This window comes from Mesorhizobium sp. P2_F7 (assembly GCF_056403695.1).
The window spans coordinates 86,016-103,845 of record NZ_JBFUFA010000013.1 but is presented as its reverse complement, the minus strand read 5'-3'; the positions used below and the strand labels follow the sequence as shown (position 1 = coordinate 103,845).

Genomic DNA, 17,830 nt, shown 5'->3' with positions numbered 1-17,830 from the left:
GTAGGGCAATATGTTACGCAGCCCGCCGAACATAGCCAGATTTTCCTTTTCCCTACTGCCTTACTGCCCTATTCCCCTACTGCCCTGCGAGCGAAGCGAGCCAATGCCTTACGACCAGAAGAAAATCGTCGAAGCCCTCCGCGCATTCGAGCGCGGTGAGATCGTCGTCGTCATGGACGATGACGGGCGCGAGAATGAGGGCGACCTGATCGTTGCCGCCGTGCATTGCTCGCCGGAAAAGATGGCCTTCATCATCCGCCACACCTCCGGCATCGTCTGCACGCCGATGCCGCGCGAGGAGGCCAAGCGGCTGAACCTGTCGCCGATGGTGGCCGACAATGATTCCGCCCACACCACCGCCTTCACCGTCAGCGTCGATTTCAAGCATGGCACAACCACCGGCATTTCGGCCGAGGACCGCACGCTGACCGTGCGCAACCTCGCCAATGGCAATGTCGGCGGCTCCGACTTCGTCCGTCCCGGCCATATCTTCCCGCTGATCGCGCGCGAAGGCGGCGTGCTGATGCGCTCGGGCCATACAGAAGCCGCGGTCGACCTGTGCAAGCTCGCCGGTCTGCCGCCGGTCGGCGTGATTTCGGAACTGGTCAATGATGACGGCACCGTCAAGCGCGGTCCGCAGGTGGCAAGCTTTGCCGAGGAGCACGGCCTCAAGCAGGTTTCGGTTGCCGACCTCATCGCCTACCGGCAGCGCAAGGAAACGCTGGTCGAGCGCGTCGCCTGCTCCGAAATCGACACGCTCGGCGGCAAGGCGCAGGTCTTCACCTACACGCTGCCCTGGGATTCCATGCACCATGTAGCGATCGTCTTCGGCGATATCCGCGACGGTGAAGACGTGCCGGTGCGGCTGCATTCCGAGGATGTGGTGACCGACGTGTTCGGCACCAGCCACAGGCTCGACGGCATCATGAAGGCGATGGGCGAGCGCAAGCGCGGCGTCATCGTCTATCTCAGGGAGGGTTCCGTCGGCGTTGCCCATCAGGAGCGCAAGCGGCCGCTGAGCGGCGACCGCGAAGATCATGAGGAGGCCCGCCGCCGCGAAAACGAATGGCGCGAAATCGGCCTCGGCGCCCAGATTTTGAAAGATCTCGGCATTTCCTCGATCAATCTGATCGCCTCGCGCGAGCGCCACTATGTCGGCCTAGAAGGCTTTGGCATTCACATCGCCAAGACGGAAATTTTCTAGCTGGCTGCAGGCCTCCGCGACGTCGTCATCCTCGGGTCTGCGCTCCGCTTCGCGTCGCTCCGCCCGTGGATGACGACGTCGCGCTGGCCCAAGCCATTACGACCGTAATCACTCAGCGGGAACGGCCGCTGCGTCGCATCCGTCCAGCTCGCATGTGTGGGTGGCCAGGCTGCGCTGGCCAATCAACACCGTGAGTAATGCGATAACCCCGGCAGCCACCGAGACCCAGAACCCGTTCCGGGCGCCGAATTCATCGACCACCGCGCCGGCGGCAAACGAGCCCAGCGCCATGCCGATGCCGATACCGGTCATAACCCAGGTGATGCCTTCGGTCAGCATCGCTTCCGGCACGTGGCGCTCGACCAGGCCGAAGGCGGTGATGAAAGTCGGCGAGATCGCCACGCCGCTGATGAACACGGTCAGCGCCAAGAGCGGCACGGTGCCGGCGGTGAGCGGCAGCAGCGTGCCGAGCGCGACCAATGCGACCGCAATGGCGAGCTGGCGTTGCAGCGGCGCCTTCAGATTGAGCGCGCCGACGACGAGGCCGAGCACGAACGATCCCAGCGCATAGACGCCGATGACGAGGCTGGCGGCGCCCGGTTGGCCGAGTTCCTTGGTGATTGCCACCGTGCTCACTTCGGTCGTGGCAAAGGTGGCGCCGATGAAGATCAGGGCAAAGGTGATGATCTGCACCGGCCGCAGCCGGATTGCCGAGCCGCTCGAGCCGTGGTCCACCGGCCGCACTTGCGGTTCGGTCGAACGCTGCAGGATGAAGGCTGTCGAGCCGATGGCGAGAAACAGCGTGCTGACCAGAACACCGGCTTCCGGGAAAAGCGCAGCGCTCAGGCCCACCGAAAGCGAAGCCCCGGCGATATAGACCAGCTCGTCCGCCGCCGACTCGAAGGCGAAAGCGGTGTTCATCTGCGGCCGGCCGCGAAAAATCTCGGTCCAGCGCGCGCGCACCATGGCCGGCATGCTGGGCATGGCGGCGGCCGCCAGCGCCGACACGAACAGCGTCCATATCGGCCAGTCCTGATTGGCGGCCGCAATCAGCACTGCGAAGGCAAGCACGGTGACGATGGTGGTGGGAATGACGACGCGCGTCTGGCCGAGGCGGTCGACCAGCCTTGAGATTTGCGGCGCCACGAAAGCGTTGCTCAGTGCGAACGCCGCCGCGACCGCACCCGCCAGCCAGTATTCGCCGCGCGTTTGCGACAGCATCGCCACGATGCCGATCGGCGCCATGGCGATCGGCAGGCGGGCCAGGAAGCCGGCAGCGGCAAAGCCCTTGGCTCCAGGGGCGCGAAAGATTTCGGCGTAGGGGTTTTGCATGGCTTGGTTCCTCGACAAAGGCCAATTCGACAATTACATACGATGCGTATAATTGTTAGATAGAGCATACGCCGCGTATGTCAATTGGCATACGACACGTATGTGAATAAGGCCAGAACCATGCACAGACCCCGCAAGGAGATGATTGCCGAAACACGTGCCAAGCTGATCACGGCGGCGCGCCATGCCTTCGGCACGATCGGCTATGCCGAAGCGTCGATGGATGATTTCACCGCCTCGGCCGGGCTGACGCGCGGCGCGCTCTATCACCATTTCGGGGACAAGAAGGGGCTGCTGCAGGCGGTCATCGCCGAAATCGACGGCGAGATGGCGGTCCGCATCAATGAGATCGCGTCGAAAGCGCCGACCCGCTGGCAGCGTTTCGTCGACGAATGCACGACCTATATCGAGATGGCGCTGGAGCCCGAAATCCAGCGCATCATGTTCCGCGACGGTCCGGCGGTGCTCGGCGATCCAGCACTTTGGCCGAACGCAAATGCCTGCGTCGGTTCAATGACCGATCATCTGACCAGTTTGCAGAACGAGGGGGTGGTCGTCACCGGCGTCGACCCCGAAACCACGGCCAGGCTGATCAACGGTGCCAGCAGCCAGGCAGCACAGCGGATCGCCAACTCGAACGACCCCGAAGCGACGTCGAAGACCGTGGTGGCGGCCTTCAAGCAACTGCTCGAAGGGCTGCTCAAAAAGGCCTGACGCATCTCGCCAAAAATGTGGTTTGGCATCGGAGCGGTGCCAGATAATCTTCCTGTTCGACAGGACATGGGACGCGAGATGGCAACCGAAGATTGGCCGCAGCGGATAACAGGGATTCTTGCAACCCTTGGCTCATTGCAGCCGGATCAGTTCTACAACGAACAAACGCAAGAGTATCACTCGGTCCACGAGGACATTGTAGCGCTTGCGAGTGCTTTCCAAGTGGATCCGGATCGGGTGGCGCACATCCGCGAAAAGCATCCCGTGGCACGCCAATGCTGGCTCCCGAACGATTCTCCCGATGACCTCTCGTCGATGGACGTCAATGAAATCTACTGGCGTCTTCGCGAGACCATAGCCGATGAACGCTGGGTCGACGGCGCCTTGGCCGAGACCTTTGAGAGCGGAATGCTTGTCGCCGCTTTGAAGCGGCTGGTCTCGGAGATCGACACTTTGACACCAAACTGATCCGATACCCGGCATTTGCCGATGTTGACAATTCCGGGCCCAGGATCATCCTCGCCGTCCATTCTCTGAGGGGAGATTCGGGCATGTGGGATTTCGATATCGGCAGGTCGGTGTCCATCATGATCAGGACATGGCCCTTCATCGTCTTTCGCATGATCGTCTATTTCGGCATCACGCTGGCCTACATCGTGGCGACCGGCAGCGGCGCCTCGGTCGGCTATGGCGTCGGCCACATCTCCACCGATCCTGACGGGCCGCTGTCCTTCGCGCTCTGGGGCGGCATCGTTGGCATCGGCGTCGTTTCGATCGCGCTCTACTGGATCCGCGAATACATCCTCTACGTCGTCAAGGCCGGCCATATCGCCGTCATGGTCCATCTGATCGACGGCCGCGACATCCCCAATGGCCAGGACCAGATCGCCTACGCCAAGGATGTGGTGAAAGAGCGTTTCGCCGAGGCCAACATCCTTTTCGTGGTCGACCAGCTGGTCAAGGGCGCCATCCGCGCCATCACCGGCCTGATCGGCGGCATAGCCGCCTTCCTGCCCATTCCGGGCCTGAGCGGCCTTGTCTCGTTCATCAACACGGTGATCCGCCTGTCGCTGACCTATGTCGACGAGATCATCCTCGGCTACAACATCCGCATTAATTCATCCACACCCTTCGAGACAGCCAGGCAAGGCGTCGTGCTCTATGCCCAGAACGGCAAGACCATGGTCAAGAACGCCGTCTGGCTGGCGGTCATCATGTGGGGCGTGTCCTTCGTCATCTTCCTGCTGATGCTGGCGCCGGCCGCCGCCATCATGTGGTTCATCCCGGGGCAACTCGGCGGCTGGGCCTTCGTGCTCGCCATCCTCCTTGCCTGGGCCTTCAAGGCGGCCTTCATCGAACCCTTCGCCATCGCCTGCCTGATGCAGGTCTATTTCAAGACCATCGAAGGCCAGGTGCCGAACGCCGAATGGGACCAGCGGCTGGCCGAGGCGTCGTCCAAGTTCAGGGAACTCAGGGATAAGGCGCTGGCCTCGTTTGGCGGCTCGCGCTGGACGCAGCCGAGCACCTAAACCCTGTTGAACGTCGGGGTGGTGTGGCGTCAAACCATGGTCAAAGCGGCCGGGCGCGCCTATATCGGGTCATGGTCACCAGGCTCTACACCCATCCAATCTTCCTCGAACATCTGACGCCGCCCGGTCATCCCGAGCGGCCAGACCGTTTGCGCGCCATCGAGCGCGTGCTCGACGACGAGGCCTTTGCCGGGCTCGATCGGGTCACGGCGCCGCAGGGCGACGAGGCCACCATCCTCTATGCCCACCCTGAGGATTTCGTCGCCCGGGTCCGCGCTGCGATCCCTGAAAGCGGCATTGCCGCAATCGACGCCGACACCAGCGCCAGCCCGAAAAGCTGGCAGGCGGTGGTCACCGCCATCGGTGCGGCCAACGCCGCCGTCGACGACGTCTTCGAGGGCCGTGTCGCCAATGCTTTCGTTGCCGCGCGTCCGCCCGGCCATCACGCCGAAAAGACCACGGCCATGGGCTTTTGCCTGTTCAACACCGCGGCGATCGCGGCGCGTTACGCGCAGAAGAAACATGGCGCCGAGCGCGTCGCCATCGTCGACTGGGACGTCCATCACGGCAACGGCACGCAGGACATTTTCTGGGACGATCCCTCGGTGCTCTATTGCTCGACGCACCAGATGCCGCTCTATCCAGGCACCGGCGCCAAGACCGAAACCGGTGCCGGCAACATCGTCAACGCGCCGCTGGCGCCACAGACCGGCTCGGATATGTTCCGCGATGCCTTGCTGTCGCGCGTCCTGCCGGCGCTCGACAATTTTGCGCCGGACCTGATCATTATTTCCGCCGGTTTCGACGCCCACCATCGCGACCCGCTGGCCGAGATCAACCTCAGCGAGGACGATTTCGACTGGGCGACCGGCCAGTTGCTGGAACGCGCCGGGCGCCACAGCGGCAACCGCCTCGTCAGCCTGCTCGAGGGCGGCTACGATCTGCAGGGATTGGCATTTTCGGTCGCCGCCCATGTCGGGCGGCTGATGAAGGGATAAAGTATGGCTGGCGAAGCAAACGAAGACGTCAAGGCGATGAGCTTCGAGCAGGCACTCGACGCGCTGGAAAAGATCGTCGATGATCTCGAGCGCGGCGACGTGCCGCTCGACCAATCGATCAAGATCTATGAACGCGGCGAGGCGCTCAAGGCCCATTGCGACCGGCTGCTGAAGTCGGCCGAAGACAAGGTCGAGAAGATCAGGCTGTCGCGTGACGGCAAACCGGTGGGAACGGAGCCGCTCGACGCGGAGTAATTTGTCAAACGGGGCGGGCAGAGAAAGCAGGTAAGGAGTTCAAGCATGTGCAGAAACATCAAGACCCTGTTCAATTTCGATCCACCCGCAACCCATGACGAGATCCGCGACGCCGCCCTTCAGTTCGTGCGCAAATTGAGCGGAACGACGCGGCCCTCGCAGCGCAACCAGGCGGCCTTCGACCGTGCCGTCGAGGCGATCGCTGAATCGGCGCATGAATTGCTGCATTCGCTGGAAACCAACCATCATCCGCGCAATCGCGAAGAGGTGGCAGCCAAGGCAAAAGCCAAATCGGCGCTGCGCTTCGCTTAGAGCAATTCCAGGGAAAGTGTGAGCGGTTTCCCGTCCGGAATTGCATAAAAACAAAGATAGAGCAGTTCGCCGTTTCTATGAAACGGTGAAATGCTCTAAAGGACATCCAGATGAGTTTCTTCCCCGGGAAAGACCCGAACCCTGGCGATGCCTTCGCCAGCGACCAGATCGAGCTCATGGTCATTCCGAACGCCAAGGACATTGGCGGCTTCCAGGTTCGCCGTGCTCTGCCGACGGCAAGGCGGCGGCTGGTCGGCCCCTTCATATTCTTCGACCGCATGGGTCCGGCCATATTGCGCGGCGGCCAGGCGATGGATGTGCGTCCGCACCCGCATATCGGGCTTTCCACCGTCACCTATCTGTTCGACGGCAAGATCAGGCACCGCGATTCGCTCGGCACCGAAATGGTCATCCAGCCGGGCGACGTGAATTTGATGACGGCCGGCCGCGGCATTGTCCATTCCGAGCGCACGCCCGAAGAGCTGCGCGGCGCGCCGATGTCGATCTCCGGCCTGCAGACCTGGCTGGCGCTGCCCGACGGCAAGGAGGAAGTGGCGCCGGTGTTCGAAAACACCGCGGCGCTGCTTCTGCCCGAAATCGACGCCGAAGGTGTTTCCGGTCGCGTGGTGATCGGCGATTTCCAGGGTTTGCGCTCGCCGGTACGGGCCGATACCGAAACGCTCTACGCCGATCTGCGCCTGGCGCCCGGCGCCAGTGTGAAAATTCCCGCCGACGCCGAGGAACGCGCCATCTACACGCTGGACGGCGATGTCTCGATATCGGGCGACCGCTTTCCGGCCGAGCGTCTGCTGGTGTTCCGGCCCGGCGACGAACTCGTCGTCTCGTCCGAGCGCGGCGCCCATTTCATGCTGTTTGGCGGCGCATCGCTCGGCTCGCCACGCCACATCTGGTGGAATTTCGTCTCATCGTCGAAGGAGCGGATCGAACAGGCCAAGCAGGAATGGAAGACGGGCCGCTTCGATATCGTTCCAGGAGATGAGGAAGAGTTCATTCCGTTACCGGACAATTAACGCCAGCTTCACCCGCGTCACTGACACGCATTTACATTCGGGCGGCGCAGGCATATTTCGCCCATTATCAACGCGCATGAACGAAAATAGCTGGGCAGGCTCCAAACAGTGAACGCAACGCTGCATACGCCGCTTCTCGACAAGGTCCGCATTCCCGCCGACCTGAAGAAGCTTGACGAAAGCGAGCTGCCGCAGCTGGCCTCGGAGCTGCGCGCCGAGCTGATCGATGCCGTCTCGCATACAGGCGGGCATCTCGGCGCCGGCCTCGGTGTCGTCGAACTGACCGTAGCGCTGCACTACGTCTTCAACACGCCGGAAGACCGCGTCATCTGGGACGTCGGCCACCAGGCCTATCCGCACAAGATCTTGACCGGCCGCCGCGACCGCATCCGCACGCTGCGCCAGGAAGGCGGCCTGTCCGGCTTCACCCGCCGCGCCGAGAGCGAATACGACCCGTTCGGCGCTGCGCATTCCTCGACCTCGATTTCCGCCGGCCTCGGCATGGCCATGGCGCGCGATCTCTCGGGCGGCCACAACAATGTCATTGCCGTCATCGGCGACGGCGCCATGTCGGCGGGCATGGCCTTCGAGGCATTGAACAATGCCGGCGCGCTCGATGCCCGGCTCATCGTCATCCTCAACGACAACGACATGTCGATCGCCCCGCCGACCGGCGCCATGAGCGCCTATCTGGCGCGGCTCGCGTCGGGCAAGACCTATCTCGGCCTGCGCGATTTCGGCAAGAAGCTGACCTCCTATCTCGGCAAGCGCGCCGATCGCGCCATCACGCGGGCGGTCGAGCATGCGCGCGGCTACGTCACCGGCGGCACGCTGTTCGAGGAGCTCGGCTTCTACCATATCGGCCCGATCGACGGCCACAATCTCGAACACCTGATCCCGGTCTTGAAGAATGTCCGCGATCATGCCGACGGCCCGGTGCTGATCCATGTCGTGACCCAGAAGGGCAAGGGCTACGGCCCGGCCGAGGCTGCGGCCGACAAATATCACGGCGTCAACAAGTTCGACGTCATCACCGGCGCGCAGACCAAGGCGCCGGCCAACGCGCCGGCCTACACTAAGGTGTTCGCCGAAAGCCTGATCCAGGAGGCGCGGGACGACGACCGCATCGTCGCCGTCACCGCCGCCATGCCGAACGGCACCGGCCTCGACCTGTTCGGTGAAGCGTTTCCGACGCGGACCTTCGATGTCGGCATCGCCGAGCAACATGCGGTGACGTTTGCCGCCGGCCTCGCCACCGAAGGCTACAAGCCCTTCGCCGCCATCTATTCGACCTTCCTGCAGCGCGCCTATGACCAGGTCGTCCACGACGTGGCGATCCAGAAACTGCCGGTGCGCTTCCCCATCGACCGCGCCGGCTTTGTCGGCGCCGACGGCGCCACCCATTGCGGCGCCTTCGACACCACCTTCCTGGCAACGCTGCCGGGCTTTGTCGTCATGGCTGCAGCTGATGAGGCCGAGCTTCGCCACATGGTGCGCACCGCAGCCTATTATGACGAAGGCCCGATTGCCTTCCGTTATCCGCGCGGCAATGGTGTCGGCGTCGACATGCCCGAGCGCGGCTCGGTGCTCGAAATCGGCAAGGGCCGCATTGTCAAGGAAGGCACCAAGGTGGCGCTGTTGTCCTTCGGCACGCGCTTGCAGGATTGCCTGATCGCCGCCGAGGAACTTGGCGCGGCCGGGCTTTCGACGACGGTTGCCGACGCGCGCTTCGCCAAGCCGCTCGACGAGGATCTGATCCGCCGGCTCGCCCGCTCGCACGAAGTGCTGGTGACGGTGGAAGAGGGCGCTGTCGGCGGGTTCGCCAGCCATGTGCTGCAGTTCCTCGCCCATGAAGGGCTGCTGGAAAGTGGCCTGAAAGTGCGGCCGCTGGTGTTGCCGGACGAGTTCACCGACCACGCCAAGCCGGAAAAAATGTATGCCGACGCCGGGCTTGATGCCGCCGGCATCGTGCGCACCGTATTCGTTGCGCTTGGCCACTCAGCCCGCGCCCAGCGCGCCTGAATCAAAATCTCAAGCCTTTGAAGCGATTTGCCGGCTTCCTGCCGTAACACTCTGTTAACGCTTCTATTTGGCGTTTCGCTTACCGTGTCTTTTGGCCGTTTTTCAACGCCGCCCTGCTAGAACCCGACCAAGGCAGGGAGTTAGAAACAATGCGAACGCTTTTGTGCGGCGTGGCCCTTTTGGCCGTCATCGCCGCGCCGGCCGTGGCCGAAACCCGCTATGACCGCAAGCTCGAACAGGCGGTGGTCGAGATCGTCGCCGGCAAGATGGGCAACATCAGGGGCGGCTTCTCCTACAAGCAGGTGCCGCAGCTCGTCGTCGTGCCGGATGTGCCGGTCGAGCCGCCGCGCAAGCAGGCGTCGGGCGACGCAGGTGACGGGCTGACGCCCGCCGTCGAACGGCAGGTTTCGCGTACCATTTTCTAAAACCACATGTCGCGCACGCAGCGTCCATCGCGCGGCAGGTCGTCATAAGTATCGAGACCGTCGAAATGGTCGATCGGCAGGTCGGCGACCGCCTCCGGCGGCGCCAGCCTGACATTGACGGCGATCCGCGTGCGGCCGCTGGAACCGGTGCGCAGGCCGCGCCAGGCGAGCACGCAGGCACAGGTCGGGCAAAACAGGATCTCGAGCGACGGCTCATCCTTCCCAACGCGTGTATAGGAACGCAGAGGTCCCGCAAGGCTGATGCGCTCATCGACAAAATCATACGCCCACAGCGTGCCGTAGCGGCGGCAAAGCGTGCAGTTGCAAGCGGTGATCGGGGCCGGGGTCGCGCCCTCCAGGGTCCAGTGGGCGGAGCCGCAATGGCAGGCTCCCGTCAGCATTGGTCTTCCTCCGCATTGCCCGAGAGCCCCCTTACATCTTGCCGGACTGGCTGCGATTCAACCAGCGGACCAACCTCAGTGTCTCGCTCCGATCTCCATCTCATGCCAATGTCCTTGCCTTCGCGACCGGCTTTCGCCATGAAGGCCAATGAACTCCCCTCTGCCAGCCAGCAAACGCCAGCGGCTCGACGAATTGCTCGTCCAGCGCGGCCTGTTTGCAAGCCGCTCTCGCGCCCGCGACGCGGTCGAGCGCGGCACGGTGACGGTCGACGGCGTGGTCGCTCGCAAGCCCGGCCAGACCGTCCTGCCGCAATGCCTCATCGTCATCGACGATCCGGCGCAGGGTTATGTCTCCCGCGCGGCGCTGAAGCTGATTGCCGGGCTCGACCATTTCAGCCTCGACCCTTCGGGCAGTGAAGCCCTCGACATCGGCGCCTCGACCGGCGGCTTTACCCAGGTGCTGCTCGAACGTGGCGCGGCCCATGTCACGGCCATCGATGTCGGCCACGGCCAGATGCATCCCGATGTATCGTCCGACCCGCGCGTCACTGTGATCGAGGGCTTGAATGCCCGCGAGCTCACCATCGCCGATCTCGGCGGCCGTATCCCGGATTTCATCGTTTCCGACGTCAGCTTCATTTCGCTGAAACTGGCGATGCCGCCGGCGTTGGCGTTGGCACGGGAGGGTGCTCGCGCGGTGTTTCTGGTCAAGCCGCAGTTCGAGGCGGGCCGCGAGGCGATCGGCAAGGGCGGCCTGCTGAAGGATCCTTTCGATGCCGCCCGCGTTGCCGGCCTGCTGCAGGAATGGCTCGAAAACATTCCAGGTTGGCGCACGCTGGGCCTGCACATGTCGCCGATCGAGGGCGGCGACGGCAACCGCGAATTCCTGCTCGGTGGGATCAAGGACCGATGAGCACGCGCTTCACCATCAAAAGACTGGGCTCGCAAGGCGATGGCGTCGCCGAGACCGAAACCGGCGAGCTGTATATTCCCTTTACGCTGCCGGGCGAGGTCGTTACCGCGGCGCGCGAAAAAGATCGCGCCACGCTGATGGCAGTGCTGGAGACGTCGCCGCTGCGTATCGACCCGGCCTGCCGGCATTTCACCGAATGCGGCGGCTGCGCCGTCCAGCATCTGCAGGCCGACGCTTACCAGCAATGGAAACGCGACAAGGTCGTGCACGCGTTGAAAGGCATTGCCGGCGACATCGGCGCCTTGGTGCCGTGTGCACCGGCGACACGCCGCCGCGTCGTGCTTGCTGCCCGGCGCGCCGACACCGGCATGCTGCTTGGCTTCCATCGCCATCTGTCGCCGGAAATCATCGCCATCGAGGAATGCCCGATTTCGCTGCCGGAGATCGTTGCCGCGCTCGATCGCTTGCGATCGGTCGCCGACCTGGTTTGCGCCACCACCAAATCGTTCCGCATGGCGGTCACGGTGACTGGCTCGGGCCTCGACGTCGCGGTCTATGAGTCAGGCAAACTGGGTGAGAACCAGCGCCGGGTCGCCTCCAACTTCGTCATGGCCAATGGTTTTGCCCGACTTTCGATCGACGACGAGATCGTCATCGAACCGAAAAAGCCGGTGGTCATGTTCGGCACCGTCGCTGTCGCCTTGCCGCCCGGCGCCTTCCTGCAGGCCACCGAAGCCGCCGAACAGACGATGGCCGATCTCGTTGGCGGACACCTGAAACGCGCCAAGAAAGTGGCCGATCTTTTCGCAGGCTGCGGCAGCTTTGCGCTTCGGCTGGCGGCGAAATCCGAGGTCCATGCGGTCGAAGGCGATGCGGCCGCCCTGTCGGCGCTCGACCGCGGATCACGCTTCGCCACCGGCCTCAAGCGGGTAACCGGGGAGCGCCGCGATCTGTTCCGGCGCCCGCTGACGTTCAAGGAGCTGAACGCCTTTGACGGCGTCGTCTTCGACCCGCCGCGCGCCGGCGCCGAGGACCAGTCGAAGCAGATCGCCCGCTCCGACGTGCCGTTCGTCGCCGCCGTCTCCTGCAATCCGGTGACGCTGGCCCGGGATCTACGCATCCTCATGGATGGCGGCTACAGCTTGAAAAGCGTCACGCCGATCGACCAGTTCCTGTGGTCGCCGCATGTCGAGGCGGTGGCGCTGCTGGAGAAGCCGAAACGGCGGCGGTAGCCGCAGCCTAGCTCGGCGACAGTCGCTTCGATGTGCCGCCGCGTTGGTTGATCGACACCCAGGTGTTTGGGTTCTGCTGCGACTGGCGTTTCAGGAAGTAGTAGCCCGTGGCGTTCCAGGGCCTGATCTCATCGACCAGATTGTCGAGGACAAGATCGCCCTTGTCGGTCTTCACCGTCAGGATGGTGTGGCCTTCATTGTTGAGGTCGCGCACCACCGTCATCAGCAGCGCCTGCCGCGGGAACCCCGCTTGCAGAAGCAGCTTGCGCTTGTAGAGCGCGTAGATCTTGCAGTCGCCCTTGCCGTCCACCGGATAGTCCCAGTGGTCCTCCATCGTGCCCCAGTGATCGAAATTGCTGACCGGCTTGATCGACCTGTTCGCCTTCAGATTGACCCGCTTGAGGATGCTCAGCTTCTGCGGGGTCAGCTTGATGTCAGCGGCCGGCAAAGCAGGCACCTTGCACTCTTTTGGCCGGCGGTGGCAGAAATCGACCCAACCGTAGGGAACGCTGGTGCTTTCGCCGACAGCGGCGGCGGGTTGCGTCGACCGCGCCTTGAACCATGTCGACTGTGCCGCCGCCGGGCCGGCCAGCAGCGCTGTCGCGCCAGTCAAAGAAACCAAGCCAAGGAGGAGAGTCAGGACGCCGGGGGAACGTCGCATTGCCATCACCAACACCAACACCGCAACGAGGAAGCAGGTACTGCGTTTGTGCGGGAACGGCAGCCCAAGCAGTTGAACAGTTACTAATTTCCTAATGGAATTGTGTTCACTTCAAGGTGCCCAGAGGGATTCGAAACGCAAGCGTCAGCCCGTCCCTGACAAAATACGCTCCACGAAAGCTGGTACCACTTGCGTCGCCGGTCCCTCCAACTGCTCATCGAAACGCGAGGCCCAACCGGCGCATTTCAGGTTGAGCTCGACCGTAAGCGCCCCGGCGGCGCGCGCCTCCTCGACAAAGCCTGCCGCCGGATAGACGCTGCCGCTGGTGCCGATCGCGGCAAACAGGTCGCAGCCGGCCAGTGCTGCGTCTATCTCTTCCATGCGATAGGGCATTTCACCGAACCAGACCACGTCCGGCCGCAACCGGCCCTCTGCGCCGCAGGCCGGGCATTTCGACTGGACGGCGATGTCGTCGGCCCAGGCGCTGCTTTGCCCGCACGCCTGGCACAGCGCGCGGCCAAGCGCACCATGCATATGGATCAGCTTTTGCGATCCGGCGCGCTCATGCAGGTCGTCGATGTTCTGCGTGACCAGCAGGACGCCACCAGGCAGTTCCCGCTCGAGCCGGGCGAGCGCGATATGGGCAGCATTGGGCTCGACGCTGCCCATCTGCCGCCGGCGCATATTGTAGAAATCCTGCACCTTGGCGGGATCGCGGGCAAAGCCTTGCGGCGTCGCAACGTCTTCGAGGTTGAATTTCGCCCAGACGCCGTCGGGATCGCGGAAGGTGGTGACGCCCGATTCCGCCGAAATACCGGCTCCTGTCAGAATGACGATCTTGGACATGGTTGCGGCCGCCGGCACCCGGAAAACATCGTTTGGACAGCGATGCTACCGGAACGCGCATCCGTCCTCAAACCCTGGTGCCGCCGACCGTCATCTGGTTCATCCGTAGATGCGGCTGGCCGACGCCGACCGGCACTCCCTGTCCGGCCTTGCCGCACATGCCGATGCCGTTGTCGAGCTTCATGTCGTTGCCGATCATCGACACACGATGCATGGCGTCCGGCCCGTTGCCGATCAGCATGGCGCCCTTGATCGGCTGCGTCACCTTGCCGTTCTCGATCATGTAGGCCTCGGTGCAGCCGAACACGAATTTGCCCGAGGTGATGTCGACCTGGCCGCCGCCGAAGGAAACGGCGTAGATGCCGTTCTTGACCGAGGCGATGATCTCGTCCGGCTCCATGTCGCCCGATGTCATGTAGGTGTTGGTCATACGCGGCATCGGCTGGTGCGCGTAGCCTTCGCGCCGGCCATTGCCGGTCGCCTTCATGCCCATCAGCCGGGCGTTCTGGCGGTCCTGCATGTAGCCGACCAGCTTGCCGTCGTCGATCAGCACGTTGCGGGCCGACGGCGTGCCTTCATCATCGACGGTGAGCGAGCCGCGCCGCTCGGGCATGGTGCCGTCATCGACCACGGTGACGCCCTTGGCTGCGACCTGCTGGCCGAGCAGGCCGGCGAAGGCCGAGGTCTTCTTGCGGTTGAAATCGCCTTCCAGCCCATGGCCCACGGCTTCGTGCAGCATCACGCCCGGCCAGCCGCTGGACAAAACGATGTCGAACGTGCCGGCCGGCGCCGGGATGGCTTCGAGATTGACCAGCGCCTGACGCAGCGCCTCTTTGGCCGCCTGCTTCCAGCTGTCCTCGACCAGGAACTCGCCGAACGCCTTGCGCCCGCCCATGCCGTAGGAGCCGCTCTCCTGGCGGTCGCCATCGCCGACCACGACGGACACGTTGATGCGGACCAGCGGCCGGATGTCGCGCACCATCTGGCCGTCGGCGCGCACGATCTCGACATGCTGCCAGGACGCGGCGAGCGAGGCCGTCACCTGGCGCACGCGCGGATCTTCGGCCCGCAGCCAGGCGTCGATTTCCTGCAACAGCTTGGCCTTGACCTCGAAGGAAGGCGAGGGGATCGGGTTCTCGTCGCCGTAGAGATGGCGGTTTGTGCGGGCTGGGGCCGCCGCAAGCGTGCCGGAATAGCCGCCCTTGACGGTCGACACCGCGTCCGCCGCGCGCAGCAGTGACGCCTCGGACAGGTCGCTGGAGTGTGCGTAGCCGCTGGCCTCGCCGGCCACCGCGCGCAGGCCAAAACCCTGGTCGGTGTTGAAATTGGCGGTCTTCAGCTTGCCATTGTCGAACATCAGCGCTTCGCTCTCGCTGTATTCGAGGAACAGCTCGCCGTCATCGGCGCCGTTAAGGGTGTCGGCGACGATCCGCTTGATGCGATCGTCTGAAATGTCGAATTGGCCGATCAGGCTGTTCATGGCAGGTCCGTTCACAGGAGGAATGGTGTTGCCACGATGTAGGCGCGAACACGCGCCTGCACAATCCGCAATGAAGATCCGCAGTCGGCTAGCGGTGCGCGGGCCCTACTTCTCGTTCACGAATTCCTTGATGTCGCTGGTCATGGAATCCCAGTTCGAGAACTGCTCCTCGAGATAGGAGCGGGTAACGCCGCCCCTGAACATGACATCCATCTTGAAGTTCGACCCGTCACCGGAGAAGGCCTTTACCCAGCGATATTTCTTGTTCCATTCATTGGCCTGGTCGGCCGTGAAGGGATCGGTATAGCCGGAGGAAAACTGGAGTGACTTGCACTTCTCGTGGTTTTCGCAGCCATAGAAGTAGACAACATATTTCATGCCCTGGAGCCGGCCGGAGATCATCGGATCGCCGCCGTCGTCCTTGTCCATCTTGGCCGAGCCATAGCCCTTCGCAATCTCGAGAATGACCGCCGGATCTGGCGCCGTGATGATTTCGGTGTCCTCGGCAAAGGCGACGGAAATTGCGCCGGTCAGGATCAGACCGGTGGACAGAAGCAGAGAAAAAGCACGCATGACGACCCCCACAGCCAAAAATCAAAACCGTGCGAATTCTGCGTCAGGGCCAGCCTTTTCGCAAGCGTCAGGCTCAGGGCAAGGCGGCAAAACCGTCGGCGAAGCCCTTGAGGTCGACGGGGATACCGATGCCTTCTTCCGGCGTCTGGAAGACGATGAAGGTGGCCGACGTCCCGGTCTTCAGCGTGTCGAGCAGCGGCTTTTCGAGAATGACCTCGGCATAGCAGCCGTCCTGGAAGCAGCGCACGAAATAGGCGCGGCCGATATCCTTGCCGTCGACATTGAGGCCAAGCCCGTTGGGCAGCAGCACGCCAAGCGGCGCCAGCACGCGCAGGATCTCGGCCTTGTTGTCGGCGGTGCGCAGCACGACGACCGAAAGTCCCATTTCCGGGCGATCCTCGGCGACGACGTTCTGCATCATCACGCACTGTTCCGACGTCGCGCCGGCCGGCGTGTCGCAGATGATCGACCACGCGCCGTGCGTCGACTTGACCGTGCCGCTCGGCTGCGCTGCATTGGCGATGCCGGCTGCGGACGAGCCGATACCGATCAGGGCGGCGAGAAAGATGACCTTCGCCCCGCTTCTCGAAAGCCAGGAGTTTCTCGAAAGCCAAGAGGTCATGACGGCTCCATTAGCGAATCACGGCACTTTAAGCCGCGCCAAGGCCAAGTAAAGGATAGGGCGACCGCCGGTCAGCCCCGGCAAGCGCAATAATGCGCTTTTCCCTAGCAAATTCGCCCGAATTGCGACCGTCGGGCGCATTCCGGCCGCAAGCCCGCATAGCTCATCTGTCGATCATCCGCGCGGGGCAAAAGGCCGCTGAAACGGTGCGGTCGCGCTTGCGCGCAAAAATGCCGCACGGTTTTGCCCGCTCCTTTCTTGCGGAGGGAAATAGAGTATGGTTTGAACCACCCTTGGGACTGTCCGGGATTCCCATCCCGGCATTGTTCGATATTCTTGCGCGCGATCGCGAGGAACCGGGAGATGATGAGGGCGATGAGAAAATTCCCAGCAAGCGCCAAATTGATGGCAACAGCAGGCGCTGCAGCCGCATTTTTCGCCGGTGCCTCCGCTCATGCGGCCCAGCCGCAGCCATGGGAGATGAGCTTTCAGCCGCCGGCGACCGACATGATGCGGCAGATCGAGTGGTTCGGGAACTACACGATGTGGTTCGTCGTCCCGATCACCGTCCTGGTTCTGGCTCTGCTTGCCTGGTGCATCTTCAGGTTCCGCGCCAGCGTCAATCCGGTTCCGTCCAAGACCAGCCACAACACGCTGATCGAGGTGATCTGGACCGTCGGTCCGGTCGTCGTCCTGCTGTTCATCGCCATCCCCTCGTTCCAGCTTCTGACCGCGCAGTACACGCCGCCGGAAGAGGCCAAGCTGACCGTCAAGGCGACGGGCAATCAGTGGAACTGGGACTATGAGTACCAGACCGAGAACACGCTCTCCTTCAACTCGGCCATCCTGCAGGACGCTGACCGCGCCGCGATCGGCAAGGAAGACCGCAAGATCTATCCGCGTCTCCTGGCGGTCGACAACGAGCTGGTCGTGCCGGTCAACACCATGACCCGTGTCCTGATCACTGCGACCGACGTCATCCATTCCTTCGCCATGCCGGCCTTCGGCATCAAGATGGACGCGGTTCCCGGCCGCACCAACGAGACCTGGTTCAAGGCGGAAAAGGAAGGCCTCTATTACGGCCAGTGCTCGCAGCTCTGCGGCAAGGACCACGCCTTCATGCCGATCGCCATCCGCGTCGTCTCCGACGCGCAGTACAAGACCTGGCTGGCAGCAGCCAAGACCGACCTTCCCGGCGCCAACAAGGCGCTGATGGCCGAGGTCGACGGTACCAACAAGGTAGCGGCCGCCGGCAATTGATGCCGCGGGTTAGCAAGAAT

General features: G+C 63.3%; 20 protein-coding genes. 13 read left to right on the top strand and 7 right to left on the bottom strand.

Annotated features, from left to right (window positions below; all coding sequences use genetic code 11):
- Positions 1 to 103 precede the first annotated feature (103 nt).
- Complete coding sequence (ribB, locus tag AC1DZ8_RS28370) at positions 104 to 1,204, top strand: 3,4-dihydroxy-2-butanone-4-phosphate synthase (RefSeq protein ID WP_477401980.1); 1,101 nt, start codon at positions 104 to 106, stop codon at positions 1,202 to 1,204.
- A 108-nt stretch (positions 1,205 to 1,312) separates the two neighbouring features.
- On the opposite strand, the gene AC1DZ8_RS28365 is transcribed toward ribB, so the two are convergent.
- Positions 1,313 to 2,536, bottom strand: a complete 1,224-nt coding sequence (locus AC1DZ8_RS28365) for an MFS transporter (RefSeq protein ID WP_477302826.1) — start codon at positions 2,534 to 2,536, stop codon at positions 1,313 to 1,315.
- 120 nt (positions 2,537 to 2,656) lie between these two features.
- On the opposite strand from AC1DZ8_RS28365, the gene AC1DZ8_RS28360 reads away from it, so the two are divergent.
- The 9 genes from AC1DZ8_RS28360 to AC1DZ8_RS28320 all read left to right on the top strand — a co-directional run bounded on the left by AC1DZ8_RS28360 (position 2,657) and on the right by AC1DZ8_RS28320 (position 9,822).
- Positions 2,657 to 3,250: a TetR/AcrR family transcriptional regulator gene (locus tag AC1DZ8_RS28360; RefSeq protein WP_477302824.1), complete on the top strand. Its 594-nt coding sequence runs from the start codon at positions 2,657 to 2,659 to the stop codon at positions 3,248 to 3,250.
- 78 nt (positions 3,251 to 3,328) lie between these two features.
- Positions 3,329 to 3,718, top strand: coding sequence for a DUF6508 domain-containing protein (locus AC1DZ8_RS28355; RefSeq protein WP_477302822.1), 390 nt, complete (start codon positions 3,329 to 3,331; stop codon positions 3,716 to 3,718).
- A gap of 83 nt (positions 3,719 to 3,801) precedes the next feature.
- Positions 3,802 to 4,779 carry a hypothetical protein gene (locus tag AC1DZ8_RS28350; protein ID WP_477302820.1) on the top strand — a complete coding sequence of 326 codons (978 nt, stop codon included), beginning with the start codon at positions 3,802 to 3,804 and terminating at the stop codon, positions 4,777 to 4,779.
- Positions 4,780 to 4,850: 71 nt separating this feature from the next.
- Positions 4,851 to 5,777, top strand: a complete 927-nt coding sequence (locus AC1DZ8_RS28345) for a histone deacetylase family protein (protein WP_477302819.1) — start codon at positions 4,851 to 4,853, stop codon at positions 5,775 to 5,777.
- 3 nt (positions 5,778 to 5,780) lie between these two features.
- A complete protein-coding gene (locus tag AC1DZ8_RS28340) occupies positions 5,781 to 6,032 on the top strand; it encodes an exodeoxyribonuclease VII small subunit (RefSeq protein WP_112396785.1) in 252 nt (83 codons plus the stop codon).
- A 45-nt stretch (positions 6,033 to 6,077) separates the two neighbouring features.
- Positions 6,078 to 6,344, top strand: coding sequence for a DUF2277 domain-containing protein (locus AC1DZ8_RS28335; RefSeq protein WP_112563862.1), 267 nt, complete (start codon positions 6,078 to 6,080; stop codon positions 6,342 to 6,344).
- 110 nt (positions 6,345 to 6,454) lie between these two features.
- Positions 6,455 to 7,375 (top strand): pirin family protein, encoded by a 921-nt coding sequence (locus tag AC1DZ8_RS28330; RefSeq protein ID WP_477302816.1) that lies wholly within the window; start codon positions 6,455 to 6,457, stop codon positions 7,373 to 7,375.
- A 108-nt stretch (positions 7,376 to 7,483) separates the two neighbouring features.
- Entirely contained in the window at positions 7,484 to 9,397 is a 1,914-nt protein-coding gene (dxs, locus tag AC1DZ8_RS28325) for a 1-deoxy-D-xylulose-5-phosphate synthase (RefSeq protein WP_477302814.1), read from the top strand.
- Positions 9,398 to 9,546: 149 nt separating this feature from the next.
- Positions 9,547 to 9,822 (top strand): hypothetical protein, encoded by a 276-nt coding sequence (locus AC1DZ8_RS28320; RefSeq protein WP_477302812.1) that lies wholly within the window; start codon positions 9,547 to 9,549, stop codon positions 9,820 to 9,822.
- On the opposite strand, the gene AC1DZ8_RS28315 is transcribed toward AC1DZ8_RS28320, so the two are convergent.
- Positions 9,819 to 10,223 (bottom strand): GFA family protein, encoded by a 405-nt coding sequence (locus tag AC1DZ8_RS28315; RefSeq protein WP_477302810.1) that lies wholly within the window; start codon positions 10,221 to 10,223, stop codon positions 9,819 to 9,821. The two genes, AC1DZ8_RS28320 and AC1DZ8_RS28315, sit on opposite strands and share 4 nt — an antisense overlap.
- A gap of 148 nt (positions 10,224 to 10,371) precedes the next feature.
- Between AC1DZ8_RS28315 and AC1DZ8_RS28310 the strand changes: the two genes are divergently transcribed.
- The gene (locus tag AC1DZ8_RS28310) at positions 10,372 to 11,136 is read left to right on the top strand and encodes a TlyA family RNA methyltransferase (RefSeq protein ID WP_477302808.1); all 765 of its coding nucleotides are present in this window, start codon (positions 10,372 to 10,374) and stop codon (positions 11,134 to 11,136) included.
- On the top strand, positions 11,133 to 12,368 hold the full coding sequence (locus tag AC1DZ8_RS28305) for a class I SAM-dependent RNA methyltransferase (protein WP_477302806.1): 1,236 nt from the start codon (positions 11,133 to 11,135) through the stop codon (positions 12,366 to 12,368). Before AC1DZ8_RS28310 ends, AC1DZ8_RS28305 begins: the two co-directional genes overlap by 4 nt.
- A gap of 7 nt (positions 12,369 to 12,375) precedes the next feature.
- Here the strand turns inward: AC1DZ8_RS28305 and AC1DZ8_RS28300 are convergent, their stop codons facing one another.
- The 5 genes from AC1DZ8_RS28300 to AC1DZ8_RS28280 all read right to left on the bottom strand — a co-directional run bounded on the left by AC1DZ8_RS28300 (position 12,376) and on the right by AC1DZ8_RS28280 (position 16,550).
- Entirely contained in the window at positions 12,376 to 13,029 is a 654-nt protein-coding gene (locus AC1DZ8_RS28300; protein WP_477302804.1) for a transglutaminase-like cysteine peptidase, read from the bottom strand.
- A 144-nt stretch (positions 13,030 to 13,173) separates the two neighbouring features.
- Positions 13,174 to 13,875 carry an NAD-dependent deacylase gene (locus AC1DZ8_RS28295; protein WP_477302802.1) on the bottom strand — a complete coding sequence of 234 codons (702 nt, stop codon included), beginning with the start codon at positions 13,873 to 13,875 and terminating at the stop codon, positions 13,174 to 13,176.
- Positions 13,876 to 13,942: 67 nt separating this feature from the next.
- Positions 13,943 to 15,355: a metalloprotease TldD gene (tldD, locus tag AC1DZ8_RS28290; RefSeq protein WP_477302800.1), complete on the bottom strand. Its 1,413-nt coding sequence runs from the start codon at positions 15,353 to 15,355 to the stop codon at positions 13,943 to 13,945.
- A 105-nt stretch (positions 15,356 to 15,460) separates the two neighbouring features.
- On the bottom strand, positions 15,461 to 15,928 hold the full coding sequence (locus AC1DZ8_RS28285) for a YbjN domain-containing protein (RefSeq protein ID WP_477302798.1): 468 nt from the start codon (positions 15,926 to 15,928) through the stop codon (positions 15,461 to 15,463).
- Positions 15,929 to 16,001: 73 nt separating this feature from the next.
- Positions 16,002 to 16,550 (bottom strand): invasion associated locus B family protein, encoded by a 549-nt coding sequence (locus tag AC1DZ8_RS28280; protein ID WP_477302796.1) that lies wholly within the window; start codon positions 16,548 to 16,550, stop codon positions 16,002 to 16,004.
- A gap of 363 nt (positions 16,551 to 16,913) precedes the next feature.
- Here AC1DZ8_RS28280 and coxB point away from each other — a divergent pair, with 363 nt between their 5' ends.
- Complete coding sequence (gene coxB / locus AC1DZ8_RS28275) at positions 16,914 to 17,810, top strand: cytochrome c oxidase subunit II (protein ID WP_477302794.1); 897 nt, start codon at positions 16,914 to 16,916, stop codon at positions 17,808 to 17,810.
- Positions 17,811 to 17,830 lie beyond the last annotated feature (20 nt).